The 12,928-nt window shown below is 75.0% G+C and carries 12 protein-coding genes; 7 read left to right on the top strand and 5 right to left on the bottom strand.

The features are described from left to right. Positions 1-69: 69 nt before the first annotated feature. Complete coding sequence (locus IE329_RS20285; protein WP_190212361.1) at positions 70-1,290, bottom strand: IS30 family transposase; 1,221 nt, start codon at positions 1,288-1,290, stop codon at positions 70-72. Positions 1,291-1,554: 264 nt separating this feature from the next. Between IE329_RS20285 and IE329_RS20290 the strand changes: the two genes are divergently transcribed. Together IE329_RS20290 and IE329_RS41865 are read left to right on the top strand one after the other, a co-directional pair. Continuing rightward, positions 1,555-1,797: a chaplin gene (locus IE329_RS20290; RefSeq protein WP_190212362.1), complete on the top strand. Its 243-nt coding sequence runs from the start codon at positions 1,555-1,557 to the stop codon at positions 1,795-1,797. Between the two features lie 339 nt (positions 1,798-2,136). After that, the gene (locus tag IE329_RS41865; protein ID WP_190212363.1) at positions 2,137-3,015 is read left to right on the top strand and encodes a chaplin; all 879 of its coding nucleotides are present in this window, start codon (positions 2,137-2,139) and stop codon (positions 3,013-3,015) included. 235 nt (positions 3,016-3,250) lie between these two features. Here the strand turns inward: IE329_RS41865 and IE329_RS20300 are convergent, their stop codons facing one another. Beyond that, positions 3,251-3,460 (bottom strand): DUF5703 family protein, encoded by a 210-nt coding sequence (locus tag IE329_RS20300; protein WP_073921614.1) that lies wholly within the window; start codon positions 3,458-3,460, stop codon positions 3,251-3,253. 341 nt (positions 3,461-3,801) lie between these two features. Here IE329_RS20300 and IE329_RS20305 point away from each other — a divergent pair, with 341 nt between their 5' ends. After that, on the top strand, positions 3,802-4,407 hold the full coding sequence (locus IE329_RS20305) for a hypothetical protein (RefSeq protein WP_073921613.1): 606 nt from the start codon (positions 3,802-3,804) through the stop codon (positions 4,405-4,407). Between the two features lie 201 nt (positions 4,408-4,608). Here IE329_RS20305 and IE329_RS20310 read toward each other — a convergent pair whose 3' ends face one another. After that, positions 4,609-6,825: an ATP-binding domain-containing protein gene (locus IE329_RS20310; protein ID WP_190212364.1), complete on the bottom strand. Its 2,217-nt coding sequence runs from the start codon at positions 6,823-6,825 to the stop codon at positions 4,609-4,611. A 181-nt stretch (positions 6,826-7,006) separates the two neighbouring features. After that, the gene (locus tag IE329_RS20315; RefSeq protein ID WP_190212365.1) at positions 7,007-7,987 is read right to left on the bottom strand and encodes an aldo/keto reductase; all 981 of its coding nucleotides are present in this window, start codon (positions 7,985-7,987) and stop codon (positions 7,007-7,009) included. 266 nt (positions 7,988-8,253) lie between these two features. Here IE329_RS20315 and IE329_RS20320 point away from each other — a divergent pair, with 266 nt between their 5' ends. After that, positions 8,254-9,303, top strand: a complete 1,050-nt coding sequence (locus IE329_RS20320; RefSeq protein WP_190212366.1) for an LLM class F420-dependent oxidoreductase — start codon at positions 8,254-8,256, stop codon at positions 9,301-9,303. A 37-nt stretch (positions 9,304-9,340) separates the two neighbouring features. Here IE329_RS20320 and corA read toward each other — a convergent pair whose 3' ends face one another. Further along, positions 9,341-10,330 carry a magnesium/cobalt transporter CorA gene (gene corA / locus IE329_RS20325; protein WP_190212367.1) on the bottom strand — a complete coding sequence of 330 codons (990 nt, stop codon included), beginning with the start codon at positions 10,328-10,330 and terminating at the stop codon, positions 9,341-9,343. 199 nt (positions 10,331-10,529) lie between these two features. Here corA and IE329_RS20330 point away from each other — a divergent pair, with 199 nt between their 5' ends. From IE329_RS20330 to IE329_RS20340, 3 genes are all read left to right on the top strand, one after another. After that, positions 10,530-11,228, top strand: a complete 699-nt coding sequence (locus IE329_RS20330; RefSeq protein WP_190212368.1) for a histidine phosphatase family protein — start codon at positions 10,530-10,532, stop codon at positions 11,226-11,228. Positions 11,229-11,389: 161 nt separating this feature from the next. Further along, complete coding sequence (locus IE329_RS20335; RefSeq protein ID WP_190212369.1) at positions 11,390-11,965, top strand: DUF3090 domain-containing protein; 576 nt, start codon at positions 11,390-11,392, stop codon at positions 11,963-11,965. A gap of 95 nt (positions 11,966-12,060) precedes the next feature. Further along, positions 12,061-12,858, top strand: a complete 798-nt coding sequence (locus IE329_RS20340) for an SCO1664 family protein (RefSeq protein ID WP_190212439.1) — start codon at positions 12,061-12,063, stop codon at positions 12,856-12,858. Positions 12,859-12,928: the final 70 nt, after the last annotated feature.

A 12,928-nucleotide genomic window follows, 5' to 3' on the forward strand; every position in this document is an offset into this window, starting at 1 on the left:
AGCCGGCGCGCACGGCCCGTCCCCGACCCGGCGGTTTCTAGCGATCGTTGCAACACGTGGTCGGTTTGGTCAGGCCGCGAGGAGTTTATGCAGGCGCTCGGCTGGGGTTTCCCAGCCGAGCGTTTTGCGTGGGCGGCCGTTGAGTTCGGCGGCGACGGCAGTCAGGTGCTCCGGGGCGTGGACCGCGAGGTCGGTGCCCTTGGGGAAGTACTGTCGCAGCAGGCCGTTGGTGTTCTCATTCGAGCCGCGTTGCCAGGGGCTGGCCGGGTCGCAGAAGTAGACCGGGATGCCGGTGGCGACGGTGAACGCGCCGTGGGCGGCCATCTCCGAGCCCTGGTCCCAGGTCAGCGAGCGCACCAGGTGGGCGGGCAGCGTCTGGACGGTCTCGACGAGGGCGTGGCGCACGTGCTCGGCGGTGCGGCCGCCCGGCAGGTGCAGGAGCATCACGTAGCGGGTGGTGCGCTCGACGAGCGTGCCGATCGCGGAGGCGCCGTCCTTGCCGATGATCAGGTCGCCCTCCCAGTGGCCGGGAACCGCCCGGTCCTCGGCCTCGGCCGGACGGTCGCTGATCATGACCATCGGGGTGGCGAACCTGGGCTGGCGGCAGGCGGCCTGCCGGTGCGGCTTGCGCCGGACCCGGCCGGTCCGCAGAGCGCCGGTCAGCTCACGGCGCAGTTCTCCTCGTCCTTGGACGTAGAGGGCCTGGTAGACCGTCTCGTGGACCACATGCATCTCCGGCTGTGCGGGAAAGGTGTCCCGCAGAGCCTGGCAGATCTGCTCCGGACTCCACCTCCTGTCCAGGCGGTGCTGAATGAAGTCCCGCAGTTCGGGCTTCCGGGCGATCTTGCCGGGTTTGGGCCGTGGCCGGCGCGTGTCCGCACGGGCCTGGGCCGCGTGCGGTCGGTACTGGCCGTTGCCCGGGTGGCGGTTGCGGCGGATCTCACGGCTGATCGTGGACGGGCTGCGGCTCAGCTCCGCGGCGATCGCCCGCACGGTCGCCTTCTCGCGCAGCCGGTCGGCGATATGGATCCGCTCGTCCTCCCGGAGGTAGCGGGAAGGACCGGACAGCGCTCCGGGCGGCGGAGCCGTGATCGGCAGTGCTCCCACGTCACTGCCGGACGGGGCGCGGCCGTTACGCCACCGCCGCCCCGTCCGGGAGTTGATCCCAACGATCCGACACGCTTCCTTGTTGCTCGCGCCTTGCTCCACGAGCTGAAGGTACGCAAGCCGTTCCTCCGCCAGCGCCCGGCACCCCTGGTTCACAGACCGGTCTCGGATCTCAAAATCCATCGCTACCCCTGGAGCTGGGGTGTTGCGACGATCCCTAGAACCTAAGCCCCGGGGGCGGGCCGTGCGCATTGTCCTAGCGAATGATTTGGTACGGGCACGGAGAGATCAACAGAAACGATTATCCGGCGGCATTGCGGGTCGGTCATCCGTGCGAGTGATCACCGTTGCGGGTGAATGGCCAGGCGCCTCCGTACCTCGTCGGCCCCGCCCTCGTTCATCCCTGTGCAACCCGCTGAAAGGGTTGTGACATCAACAGGAGGAACGATGAACGTCAAGAAGCTCGCCGCTGTCGCCGCCGCCACCGGTGGTCTGGTCCTCGCCGGTGCGGGCATGGCCGCCGCGCACGGTGGAGCCGCCGCCCAGGGTGTCGCGGCCGGTTCGCCGGGCGTGCTGTCGGGCAACCTGATCCAGGTGCCGGTCCACGTGCCCGTGAACGTGTGCGGCAACACCGTCAGCGTCATCGGCCTGCTCAACCCGGCGTTCGGCAACAGCTGCGCCAACATCTGAGCGTGACACCAGGGGTGCCGGCCGAGGTGGCCGGCCGGCGCCCCGGGTCGTCCGGCGGGGAGCTCGTCCGACGGGTCGTCGGACGGACCGGCCGTCGGCCGGACCAGGTGCCCCCGGGCCGCGGACGACCGCGCCCGGGGGCGCGCCTTTGTCCCGGGGGGACGCTTTATGCCGCATTCAGCTCGTCCGCCAGAGTGCCATCGCCCGATCGGGTGAAGCGACGCCGTTCGGCTCAACCTTTGGCCCGGCTTCTCGTTGTCCCGTGTGCAGCCGAAGGTGTAGTCGGCAATTCGGTAATTCCGACTTTCAACACGTCTTCTCAACACGTCAGGGGAAAGTATGAGGAATGTAGCCAAGAAGGGGCTCCTCACGGCCGTGGCCACCGGCAGTGTGCTGGCCTCGACCGCCGGCTACGCCTACGCGAGCGCCGAGGCCCACGGGGGCGCGGTCAACTCGCCGGGGGTGGGATCCGGGAACACCGTGCAGGTCCCGGTGGACGTCCCGGTCAACGCCTGCGGCAACACCGTGGACGTGATCGGCCTGCTCAACCCGGCCTACGGCAACCGGTGCGCCAACGCCGACGCCGGTACCCACGGCCACGCCGCCAAGGCCCACAACGCCCCCGAGCCCGGCCGTTCCGCGACGAGCGGCGCCCCCGGTCAGTCCGCGCCCGCCCACTCGGCGCCCGCGCAGCCGGCACCCGCCCACTCCGAGCCGGCGCACCAGTCCGGCCAGCGGCCCGGCGGTCACGACGCCTCGGGCATCTCGGGCGGCGGCGCGTCCGCCTCGGGCACGACGGCCGGTTCGCCCGGTGTGCTCTCGGGCAACAGCGCGGCCGTCCCGGTGAGCATCCCGGTGAACGCCTGCGGCAACTCGGCGAACGTCGTGGGGGCCGCCAACCCGGCCTTCGGGAACTCCTGCGGCAACGTGTCGGTGCCCACCCCGCCGGCCACCACCGAGGAGGAGTGCCCGCCGGAGGAGGCCGGTTCGACCCCGCCGCCGGAGACCCCGGGCACCCCGCGGGCCGGCGGCCCGGCCGAGGCCCCGCCCGTGACCCAGGCCGTCGCGCCGGCCGCCGCGGTCGTCCCGGCCCAGGCCACCGCTCCGCAGCTGGCGTCCACCGGCGCCGGCGGCGTGGAGATGCTCGGTGCGGCCGGGCTCGCGGCCCTGCTGGGTGGCGGCGTCCTCTACCGCCGTGCCCGGGCCGGAGTCCGCTGACTCCTGTGCCCCTCGCGCGCCCGAAGCCGCCCCGGCGGCCTTGGGCGCGCGGTCATGCGGGCGGGCGTCTGGCGGGCGGGCGGTGCGGCCGGTGACATCGGCCGACGGGACGGTCCCGCGGGCGGTCCGCCGGGCGGAGGTCCGGGCAGGGGGCCGGGTGGCCGGCGCCGCCGCCGTGGAGCGGCCGTCGGCTCCGGACGGTGGCCGGCCCCGGCCGGTCAGCGGCTTGGGGCGGTCACCAGCTCCGGACCTGCCGGATGATCTTCCGGCGCAGCAGTACGGTACGGCTCCCGTCGGGGAACAGCCGTAGCCGGTCCAACTCCCAGTGCCCGTACTCGGCGTGCTCGGTGAGCAGTTGCCTGGCCGCGTTTCGGGTGGTGCCGCGCGGCATGCGCAGCGACTGGTACTCGTACTCCGGCTGCCGGACCAGCTTCGGTGGGGTCAAGACTCTCCTCCTGGGGACGCCTACAGGCAAGCCTAAGGCCTGCCTCCGACAACCGGGCCAGGCTTTTCCGGCCCGGCCCGCCTCCGGTCACCTGCCGTTACGGGCGCGGTGGCCGCCCCTCGCACTGACAGGTCATCAGTTCCGCTGCTGCTGTTGACGGGATACCCAGATCCGGCGGCCGGGATGCGGGTGCGCCCGGCTCCGGAGGGGCGTGGCGACGCCGTGGAGGCCTGTCACAGAACCACACGGATCGGACATCAGGGGGGAAGTTGCGGTGAAAACGCGGGTGTAGGTGACAACCGCTGTGCGTCACGGCACCGGGGGGAGATAGCGTCTGCACCATGTCTGATGCCGCGCAGCCAACCATTGCCGAGGTACGCGCCGCCGCCGAGGCGGTCAAGGCCGCCATCGACCGTCATCTGGAAGCGGTGTCCAGCCCCACCGCGGGGGACGATCCCGCCGTGTTCGCCGCCTACGAGCAGCTCGCGTCGGCGGCCATCGTGTACGACCAGCTCCTCTACGAGGTCTACGACGAGGTGACGCCCTTCGAGGTCCCCGGGGACGAGGGTCCGGGCGCCTACAACGGCCCTGACCAGCCCGAGGCGATCAGCGTGCTGATCCGCCGCGACTACCACATCGCCGATCCGAAGCGGCTGCGCGCCCAGGCCGAGCGCCTGGACAGCACGCTCACGCCGGGAGGCGGGGGCGCGGGCGGCGTGAACGCGGCGATCGGGGTCCTGTTCGGCGAGTTCGAGCCGGACGAGATCGCCGCCCGGAGCGAGGAGTTCGGCCTGGAGGAGGGCGACTCCACGCTCTGGGTCTCGGCCGCCGAGCCGACCGACCCGGGGGAGTGGCTGCCCGAGCCCTTCGAGAACGCCGACCCGCAGCTGCTGATCTGCCGCTTCGACGTCAGCGAGGTCTACGACGACGAGGAGTCCGAGGAGTGACGCCGCCGACGAGAGCCACGGGCTGACCCCGCCCGACCGGGCCGTGCCGGACGCGGCCCGCCCCATGGCCTGCGGGCCCCCGCGGACCTGAAACCGGGCGGTACCAGAGCACCTGCTCCGGTACCGCCCGGTGCCGTTGGGGCCACCGGCCCTGGGTACCCGGCCCGGGCCGCCGGGCCCCCGTACGCCGGGCCCGGGCCGCTAGTAGGCCGGCTCGGCGTTCTCGGCCAGGATCGTGCGCAGCCGGGTGGTGCGGGGCCGGGCCGGCCGTTCGGCGACGGCCTGCGGCAGCGCCGGGCCGGCCGCGTGCACCACGGACAGGTGCCGCTCGGCCCGCCCGAAGGCGGTGTAGACCCACTGCCTGGTCAGCCCGGCACCGGCGTCGTCCGGGAGCACCACGACCGCCCCGGGCCAGCGCCGGCCGACCGCCTGATGCACGGTCAGGGCCCAGCCGTGCCGCAGCTTGGCGGCCTCGGCGGGGGCGACCGTGCTGCGGGTGCCGTCCGAGAGCTCGAGGTGCAGGCCGGTGGCGTCGCCGTCCAGCACCCGGCCGGGGCGGATCACGCCCGGGGCGGGGGAGTGGACCACCCGGTCGCCCGGGTCGAACCCGCCGAACCGGCCCGGGCCCGGGTTCAGCCGGGCCTTCGCGGCGGCGTTCAGCGCCCGGGTGCCGGCACTGCCCCCGTGCCCGGGGGTCAGCAGGACGACCTGCTCGGCGGGGATGCCGAGGGCGCGCGGGATGGAGTCGGTCAGCAGCTGGACGGCGCGGTGGACGGCTTCGGCGCCGTCCTTGGCGGTGAGGATCACCACCTCCTTGTCCGGCGCGTCGACGGGCTGCAGCTCGCCGATGCCGACGGACGACACCAGCTCGCCGATCGGCCCGAAGTCGGGCGTGCGGGAGGCGACCACCGGGCAGACCTTGGCGGCCAGCAGGTCGGCGAAGAACCGGCCGGGACCGGCCGACCAGAGCTGGCCGGGGTCGCCGCTGAGCACCAGGCGGGTGCCGTCGGCCAGCGATTCCAGCAGGGTGGCGGCCAGCTCGGCGTCCAGCAGCGGCGCGTCCAGCACGATCAGCAGGTCGAGCGCGAGGGTGCTGTCCCCGGACCGGCCGGGCCCGGCGGTGCCGGAGAGCAGGTCGGCCAGGGTGGCGACGTCGGGGGCGGCGCCCGCGGGGAGCAGCCCGGTCAGGCTCTGCCGGCCCTGGTCGGTCCAGGTGGCGGCCCATGCGCGCAGCCCGAGCCCCTGGGCGGCGTGCAGCAGCGCGGCCGCTTCGGCCCGGGAGGCCTCGCCGCCGGTGTGGGCGACCAGCGCGCTGTCGGCGACGGCCCGGACCAGTGCGGTGGCCGAGGAGGACGGCGCCGCGGTGGCGGCCGCCTCCCAGGCGGTGGGCCCGGGGGCCGGCGGCGTGCTCCCGCCGGCTGCCTCGGCATCACTCCCGGTACCGGCCTCGGCACCGGGGCCGTCGTCCAGCGCGGCGCCCGCCGCCGTTGCCGGTTCCGTCTCCGCGTCCTCGGCGTCCTCGCTGCCTTCGGCGTCCGCTGCGTCCTCGCTGCCCGCGCCCTCCTCCGCGTCCTCCGCCGCGTCCTCCCCCGGGACGAAGGTCGACATCACCCGGACCAGGCCGTCGGCGAGGCTCTCCTCGGCCAGGGCGAGCCGCTCCAGGGCCAGCAGGGTGCGGGTCGGCGGCTCGTCGTCGTCATCGGAGCCGGCGGCCGTCGCGCGGGCCTCCGGGCCGGTGAGCTCGTCCTGGAACGGCATCACCAGGCCGTCGACCACGACCGCCTGGAGGGCGGTGGCGGGCTCCGGCAGGCCGAGGCGCTCCAGGCCGGCGGCGACCTCGCCGATCTCCACGGCCGAGTCCCCGCGCAGCGCGGCCTGCTCCAGCAGCCACGGCACCAGGGCGCGGGCCCGGCGCTCGTCGCCCGGGCCGGCCCCGGCGCCGAGCAGGCCGCGCGCGAAGCCGTCCGCCTGCTCGGGGCGGACCCCGGGCAGGGCGAGGACGGCCCAGGGGTCGGCCCGCAGCAGCTCGGCCGCCCCCTCACCCAGTTCGGCCACGGCGGCGGCGGCGAAGTCGGCGGGGGCGCCGCCGGCCGTCAGGACCTCGGCGGTGGCGCGCAGGGCCTGGGCCCGCTGCTCGTCCGGCTGCGCGGTCCGCCGGGCGGAGGCGTCGGGGGCCGCGGCGGGCTCGGCGCCGTCGGCGCCCCGGTCCGCCGGCGGCAGGTCGGGGCCGGCGGTGGACTGCTGCCCGATCGCCCGGATCTTCTCCGCGAGCGCGGCGACGGTGTCCGCCCGGCCGCCCTGGGGACTGCCGCCGTCGGCCCGCCCGTCCTGGGCGGGGGCGCCGTCCGCCCGGCTGTCGTCCGCCCGGCCGCCGTCGGCGGGGCCGCCCGGAGCGCTGTTCTCTGCGTCGCTCACCATTCGCTCCAAAGGGGTACGCCACTGCTGGGCAGTGGGGCGGCCGCCACCCCGGGGGTGGCGGCCGCGGCCGGTCGTCGTCGTGGTAGCGGGCGGGCACCGGGCGCCGCCGGGCCGGGCCCGGTGCGCCGGCCCGGGCCGGGTCCGACGGTCCGCGCGTCCGGCGGGAATCGTCGGAGAAGGCCTAGAGCTCGCTCCACTCGTGGTCGGGGTAGCGGTGGACCGGCGCCGAGATGTCGTCGAGCGCACCGCGGATCTCATCCGGAAGCGTAAGCGCCTCCACCGACAGCGCCGCCCGCAGCTGGACCACGGTCCGCGCCCCGACCAGTGCCGCCGTCACCCCCGGGCGGTCGCGGACCCAGGCGAGCGCCACCGCGAGGGGGCTGCTGGCGAGGCCGTCGGCGGCGGTCGACACCGCGTCGACGATCCGGCGGGAGCGGTCGTCGAGGTAGGGCTGGACGAAGCCGGAGAGGTAGGGGGAGGCCGCGCGCGAGTCCTGCGGCACGGCGTGCCGGTACTTGCCGGTGAGGACGCCGCGCCCGAGCGGGGAGGACGCCAGCAGGCCGACCCCGGCGTCCAGCGCGGCGGGCAGCACCTCGCGCTCGATGCCGCGCTGGAGCAGCGAGTACTCCATCTGCGTCCCGGCGAGCGGCACCCGGTCGGGGCCGGCGCCCTGCCGGGCGGCGGCCTTGGCGAGCTGCCAGCCGCTGTAGTTGGACACGCCGACGTACCGGGCCCGCCCGGAGCTGACGGCGATGTCGAGGGCGTGCAGGGTCTCGTCGGCCGGGGTGTCCGGGTCGAAGGCGTGGACCTGCCACAGGTCGACGTAGTCGGTGCCGAGCCGGCGCAGCGAGCCGTCCAGGGCGGCCAGCAGGTGGCCGCGGGAGGTGTCGAAGCGCCGGTCCGAGTCGGGCACGCTGCCGGCCTTGGTGGCGATCACGAGTTCGGAGCGGGGGATCAGGTTGTCGGTGAGCCGGGAGAGCAGGTACTCGGCGCCGCCGTCCGCGTAGACGTCGGCGGTGTCCACCAGGGTGCCGCCGGCGTCGACGAACTCCTTGAGCTGTTCGGCCGCCTCGTGCTCGTCGGTGTCCCGGCCCCAGGTCATGGTGCCGAGACCGAGCCTGGAGACCCGCAGCCCGGTACGGCCGAGGTGTCGCTTTTCCATCGGTCAGGCCCTCCGCTGGCTGGTAAACGTGCTGGTGGGTGAGGCATCCCCACGTCGGCTGAGCGTAGCGGCCACCGCCCGGGCAGGGGCGCAGACCCGCAGAACGGCAGGCCGGGCGGACGACACGCCGATGTGACGCGCGCCACAGCTACCGGTCAGTAGCATTGGGCCGCGCGGCGCGGCTAGGCTCGACGGCGTGCGCGCGGCGCCCACCACCCCTGGACGCCGCGCCGCGCGCGGACCCCTACGGAAGGCTTGGCACCCACATGCGACTCGGCATCAACCTCGGCTACTGGGGACTCGGCATGGACGCCGACAACATCGCGGTCGCCCAGGAGGCCGACCGCCTGGGCTACTCGGTCTGCTGGGCCGCCGAGGCCTACGGCTCCGACGCCGCGACCGTCCTCAGCTACGTCGCCGCGAAGACCGAGCGGATCGACGTCGGCTCCGCGATCTTCCAGATCCCGGCCCGGACCCCCGCCATGACGGCGATGACGGCCGCCACCCTGGACACCCTCTCCGGCGGCCGCTTCCGCCTCGGGCTGGGCGTCTCCGGGCCGCAGGTCTCCGAGGGCTGGTACGGCGTCAAGTTCGACAAGCCGCTGGCCCGCACCCGGGAGTACGTGGAGATCATCCGCAAGGCGATGTCCCGCGAGCGCCTGGTCCATGAGGGCGCGACCTGGACGCTGCCGCTGCCCGGCGGCCCCGGCAAGCCGCTGAAGCTCACCGTGCACCCCGTCCGCGAGCACATCCCGCTGTACATCGCCGCCATCGGCCCGAAGAACCTGGAGCAGACCGGCGAGATCGCCGACGGCTGGCTGGGCATCTTCTTCGCCCCCGAGCACGCCGCGCTCTCCCTGGAGCCGCTGAAGGCCGGCCGCGCCAAGGCCGGGCAGACCCTGGACGGCTTCGACCTCTGCCCGACCGTGACCATCTCGGTCGGCGAGGACGTCAAGGCCGCCGCGGACAGCCAGCGCTCCTACGCCGCGCTCTACATCGGCGGCATGGGGAGCAAGGACAAGAACTTCTACAACCAGCTGACCCGCCGGATGGGCTACGAGCAGGCCGCCGACGAGATCCAGGAGAAGTACCTCGCCAAGGACTACGCCGGCGCCGCCGCGGCCGTCCCGCACGAGCTGATCGACGCCACCTCGCTGCTCGGCGACACCGCCCGGATCGCGGACCGGATGCAGGCCTACGCGGACGCCGGTGTCACCACCCTCACGCTGGCCCCGGCCGGGTTCACCCTGGAGGAGCGCGTCCTGGCGCTGCGCACCGGCGTGCAGGCGCTGGAGCGCGCCGGCCTGGCGGAGTAGGTGCCCGCCGTGGGGGCCCCGGCGGGCGCCGGGGCCCCTACAGCCAGCCGCTGCGCTTGAACACCCGGTGCAGCACCAGGCAGACCGCGGTCATCAGCAGCAGCACCCCCGGGTAGCCCCAGCGCTGGTGCAGTTCCGGCATGTGCTCGAAGTTCATCCCGTACACCCCGGCGATCAGGGTGGGCACGGCCGCCAGCGCCGCCCAGGCGGAGATCTTCCGCATGTCGCTGTTCTGCTGCACGCTGACCTGCGCCAGGTTGGCGCTCAGGATGTCGGTGAGCAGCCGGTCCATGGCGTCCACCTGCTCGTCGGCGCGGGACAGGTGGTCCGCCACGTCCCGCAGGTACGGCAGGGCCTCGGCCGTGACGAACGGCTCCCCGCCCCGGGCCAGCCGCAGCAGCGGCTCCTGCAACGGCCCGGTGGCCCGCCGCATCGTCACCAGCTGCCGCTTGTAGCCGTAGATCCGCTCGGCGGCGCCCCCGGCGGGACGCCCGGGGGCGAAGACGTCGGCCTCCAGCTCGTCCAGCTCGCCCTCCAGGGCGACGGCCACGTCCAGGTAGCGGTCCACCACCGTGTCGCAGACCGAGTGGAGCACGGCGCTCGGGCCGTGCCGCAGGACCTCCGGCTGCTTCTCCAGCCGGCTGCGCAGCTCCCGCAGCGGGCTGTCGGTGCCGTGCCGCACGGTCATCACGAAGGCGTCGCCGACGAAGACCATGATCTCGCCGGTGCTGACCGCCTGGGTGCCGTCCCGGTGGCCGACCGTCTTGAGCGCCATGAAGAGCGAGTCCTGGTAGGCCTCCAGCTTGGGCCGCTGGTGGGCGCTGACGGCGTCCTCGACGGCCAGCGGGTGCAGCCCGAACTCCTCGCTGACCAGGTCCAGCTCGGCCGTGGTCGGCTCGTACAGCCCTATCCAGAGGAAGCTGTCACCGGCCGCCCGGGCGGCCGCCAGGGCGTCGGAGTAGTCCTCCGGGCCCTGGACACGGTGCCCGTCGCGGTAGGTGGCGCAATCGACGATCATGCGGGACATTGTCGCGCCGACCGGGGCGGACCGGTATCCGGTCCGCCGAAAGCTCACCGCGTCGTCACAGCACCGGCGCGACGCCGTCCGGCCCGCCGCCCGCCCCGGGGTCCCGCCCGGGCCCGCCCGGCCGTGGTCCGGGCGGGTCCGGGCGGGCGGAGCGGCACCCTGTGCCGGGCCGCCGCGGCCAGGCCGTACGCTTGGCCCCATGCCCACCCTGCTGCTCGTCCGCCACGGCCGCTCCACCGCGAACACGGCCGGAATCCTGGCCGGTTGGACCCCCGGCGTGGAACTCGACGACACCGGCCGGGTCCAGGCCGCCGCGCTGGCCGGGCGCCTGACCGGCGTCCCGATCGCGCAGGCCGTCAGCAGCCCGCTGGAACGCTGCCGGCAGACCCTGGAGCCGCTGCTGGCCGGCCGCCCCGGCCTGTCCCGGCCGGCCCTGGACGAGCGGCTCGGCGAGTGCCACTACGGCGAGTGGACCGGCCGCCCGCTCGCCGAGCTGGCCACCGAACCGCTCTGGCGCACCGTGCAGGACCACGCCGCCGCGGCCGCCTTCCCCGGCGGGGAGTCGCTGCGCGAACTCAGCCACCGGACGGTCACGGCCGTCCGCGAGTGGAACGAGAAGGTCGCCGTCGAGCACGGTGACGACGCGGTCTGGATCGCCTGCTCGCACGGCGACGTCATCAAGGCGGTGGTCGCCGACGCGCTCGGCCTGCACCTGGACCACTTCCAGCGGATCAACGTCGAACCCTGCTCGGTCACCGCGATCCGCTACACCCCGCAGCGGCCGTTCCTGCTGCGGATGGGGGACACCGGCGACCTCTCCTCGCTCGGCCCCCGGCCCGGCCGGGCGGACGCCCCGGCGGGCGACGCGGTGGTCGGCGGCGACACCGGCACGAGCTGACCCGGTCCGGCCGGCCTGCGGGCTCCCGCCCCGGGCCCGGCGCCCAGGCCGTAGGGTGACACTCGGGCCCCGTTCGTACGACGGCCCGGCGGGTACCGCGGCCAGTACCACCCGGTGCCGGTCTCCTGCACGACGACGACAGAACGATCCGGAGCGAGAGCGTGTCCCGTCAGGTCTTCTTCTACGACCAGCCCGAACGGTTCGTGGCCGGTACCGTCGGCCAGCCCGGCGCCCGGGCGTTCTACCTGCAGGCCAGCGCCCGAGGCCGGATCACCAGCGTGCTGCTGGAGAAGACCCAGGTCGCGGCGCTCGCCGAGCGGATCGAGGAGGTCCTCGACGAGGCCCTGCGGCGCAGCGGCGGCGATGCCGCCATCCCGGCCCGGGCCCCGGTCGAACTGATCGACACCGCCCCGCTCGACCTCCCGCTGGAGCAGGAGTTCCGGGTCGGCACGATGGCCCTGGCCTGGGACAGCGTGGACTCCTGCCTGGTGGTCGAGGCGCAGGCGGTCGTCGAGGGCGAGGCCGAGGCCGAGGAGGACGGCGCCGAGCAGGTCTTCGAGGACGACGAGAACGGCCCGGACATGCTGCGGGTGCGGCTCAGCGGCGCGATGGCCCGGGTGTTCGCCAAGCGGGCGCTCGACCTGGTCGCCGCCGGGCGCAAGCCCTGCCCGTTCTGCAACCTGCCGCTCGACCCCGAGGGCCACCTGTGCCCCCGCGCGAACGGGTACCGGCGCTGAACGCGGACGCGCCGGCGGACCAGGAGGAAGCCGTGTCGGAGCCCGGGCCCGAGGCGCAGGACGTCCCGGAGGCGGACCCGGTGGCGGGCGCCGCGCTGGCCGCCGACGCCCCGGCCGCCCTGCGGCTGCTGCGCGAGGGCGCCCTCACCCTGCACGGCCGGCTGACCGACGCCTCCAACGCCGCCCTCTACTGCTCGGTGACCCTGGACGGCGTCACCGCCCAGTGCGTCTACAAGCCGGTCGCCGGCGAGCGCCCGCTCTGGGACTTCCCGGACGGCACGCTGGCCGGGCGCGAGGTCGCCGCGTACGAGGTGTCCGCCGCCGCCGGCTGGGCACTGATCCCGCCCACCCTGCTGCGCGAGGGCCCGCACGGCCCCGGCATGGTGCAGCTCTGGGTCGAGCCGGACCCGGGCGCCGCACCCCTGCTGGCCCTCCAGGACCCGGCGGGCCCGGAGGAGGGCTGGCTGCCGATCGTCCGGGCCGACGTCGGCGGGGGCCGCACCGCGCTGCTCGTGCACCCCGACGACGCCCGGCTGCGCCGGCTCGCGGTGCTGGACGCGGTGCTCAACAACGCCGACCGCAAGGGCGGCCACCTGATCCCCGCCGCCGACGGCCGGATCTACGGCATCGACCACGGGGTCACCTTCGCCGTGCCGGGCAAGCTCAGGACCCTGCTCTGGGGCTGGGCCGGCACCCCGCTGCCCGCGGAGGCGCTGGACGTCCTCGGCCGCCTCGCCGCGGACCTCGACGGCGCCCTCGGCGAGCGCCTGGCCCCGCACCTCACCCGGGCCGAGATCGCCGCCGCCGCCGACCGGACGGCCGCGCTGCTCCGCACCGCCGAGCATCCGCTGCCGTCCGAGGACTGGCCCTCCATCCCCTGGCCGCCGATCTAGGACCGGCCCGCCCGGTGCCCCGGCCGTCCCGCGTCCGCACCCTGGACGGCGGGCCGCGCAGGGCCCAGAC

The sequence above is a fragment of the Kitasatospora indigofera genome (assembly GCF_014655955.1).
GTDB classification, from domain to species: Bacteria; Actinomycetota; Actinomycetes; order Streptomycetales; family Streptomycetaceae; genus Kitasatospora; species Kitasatospora indigofera.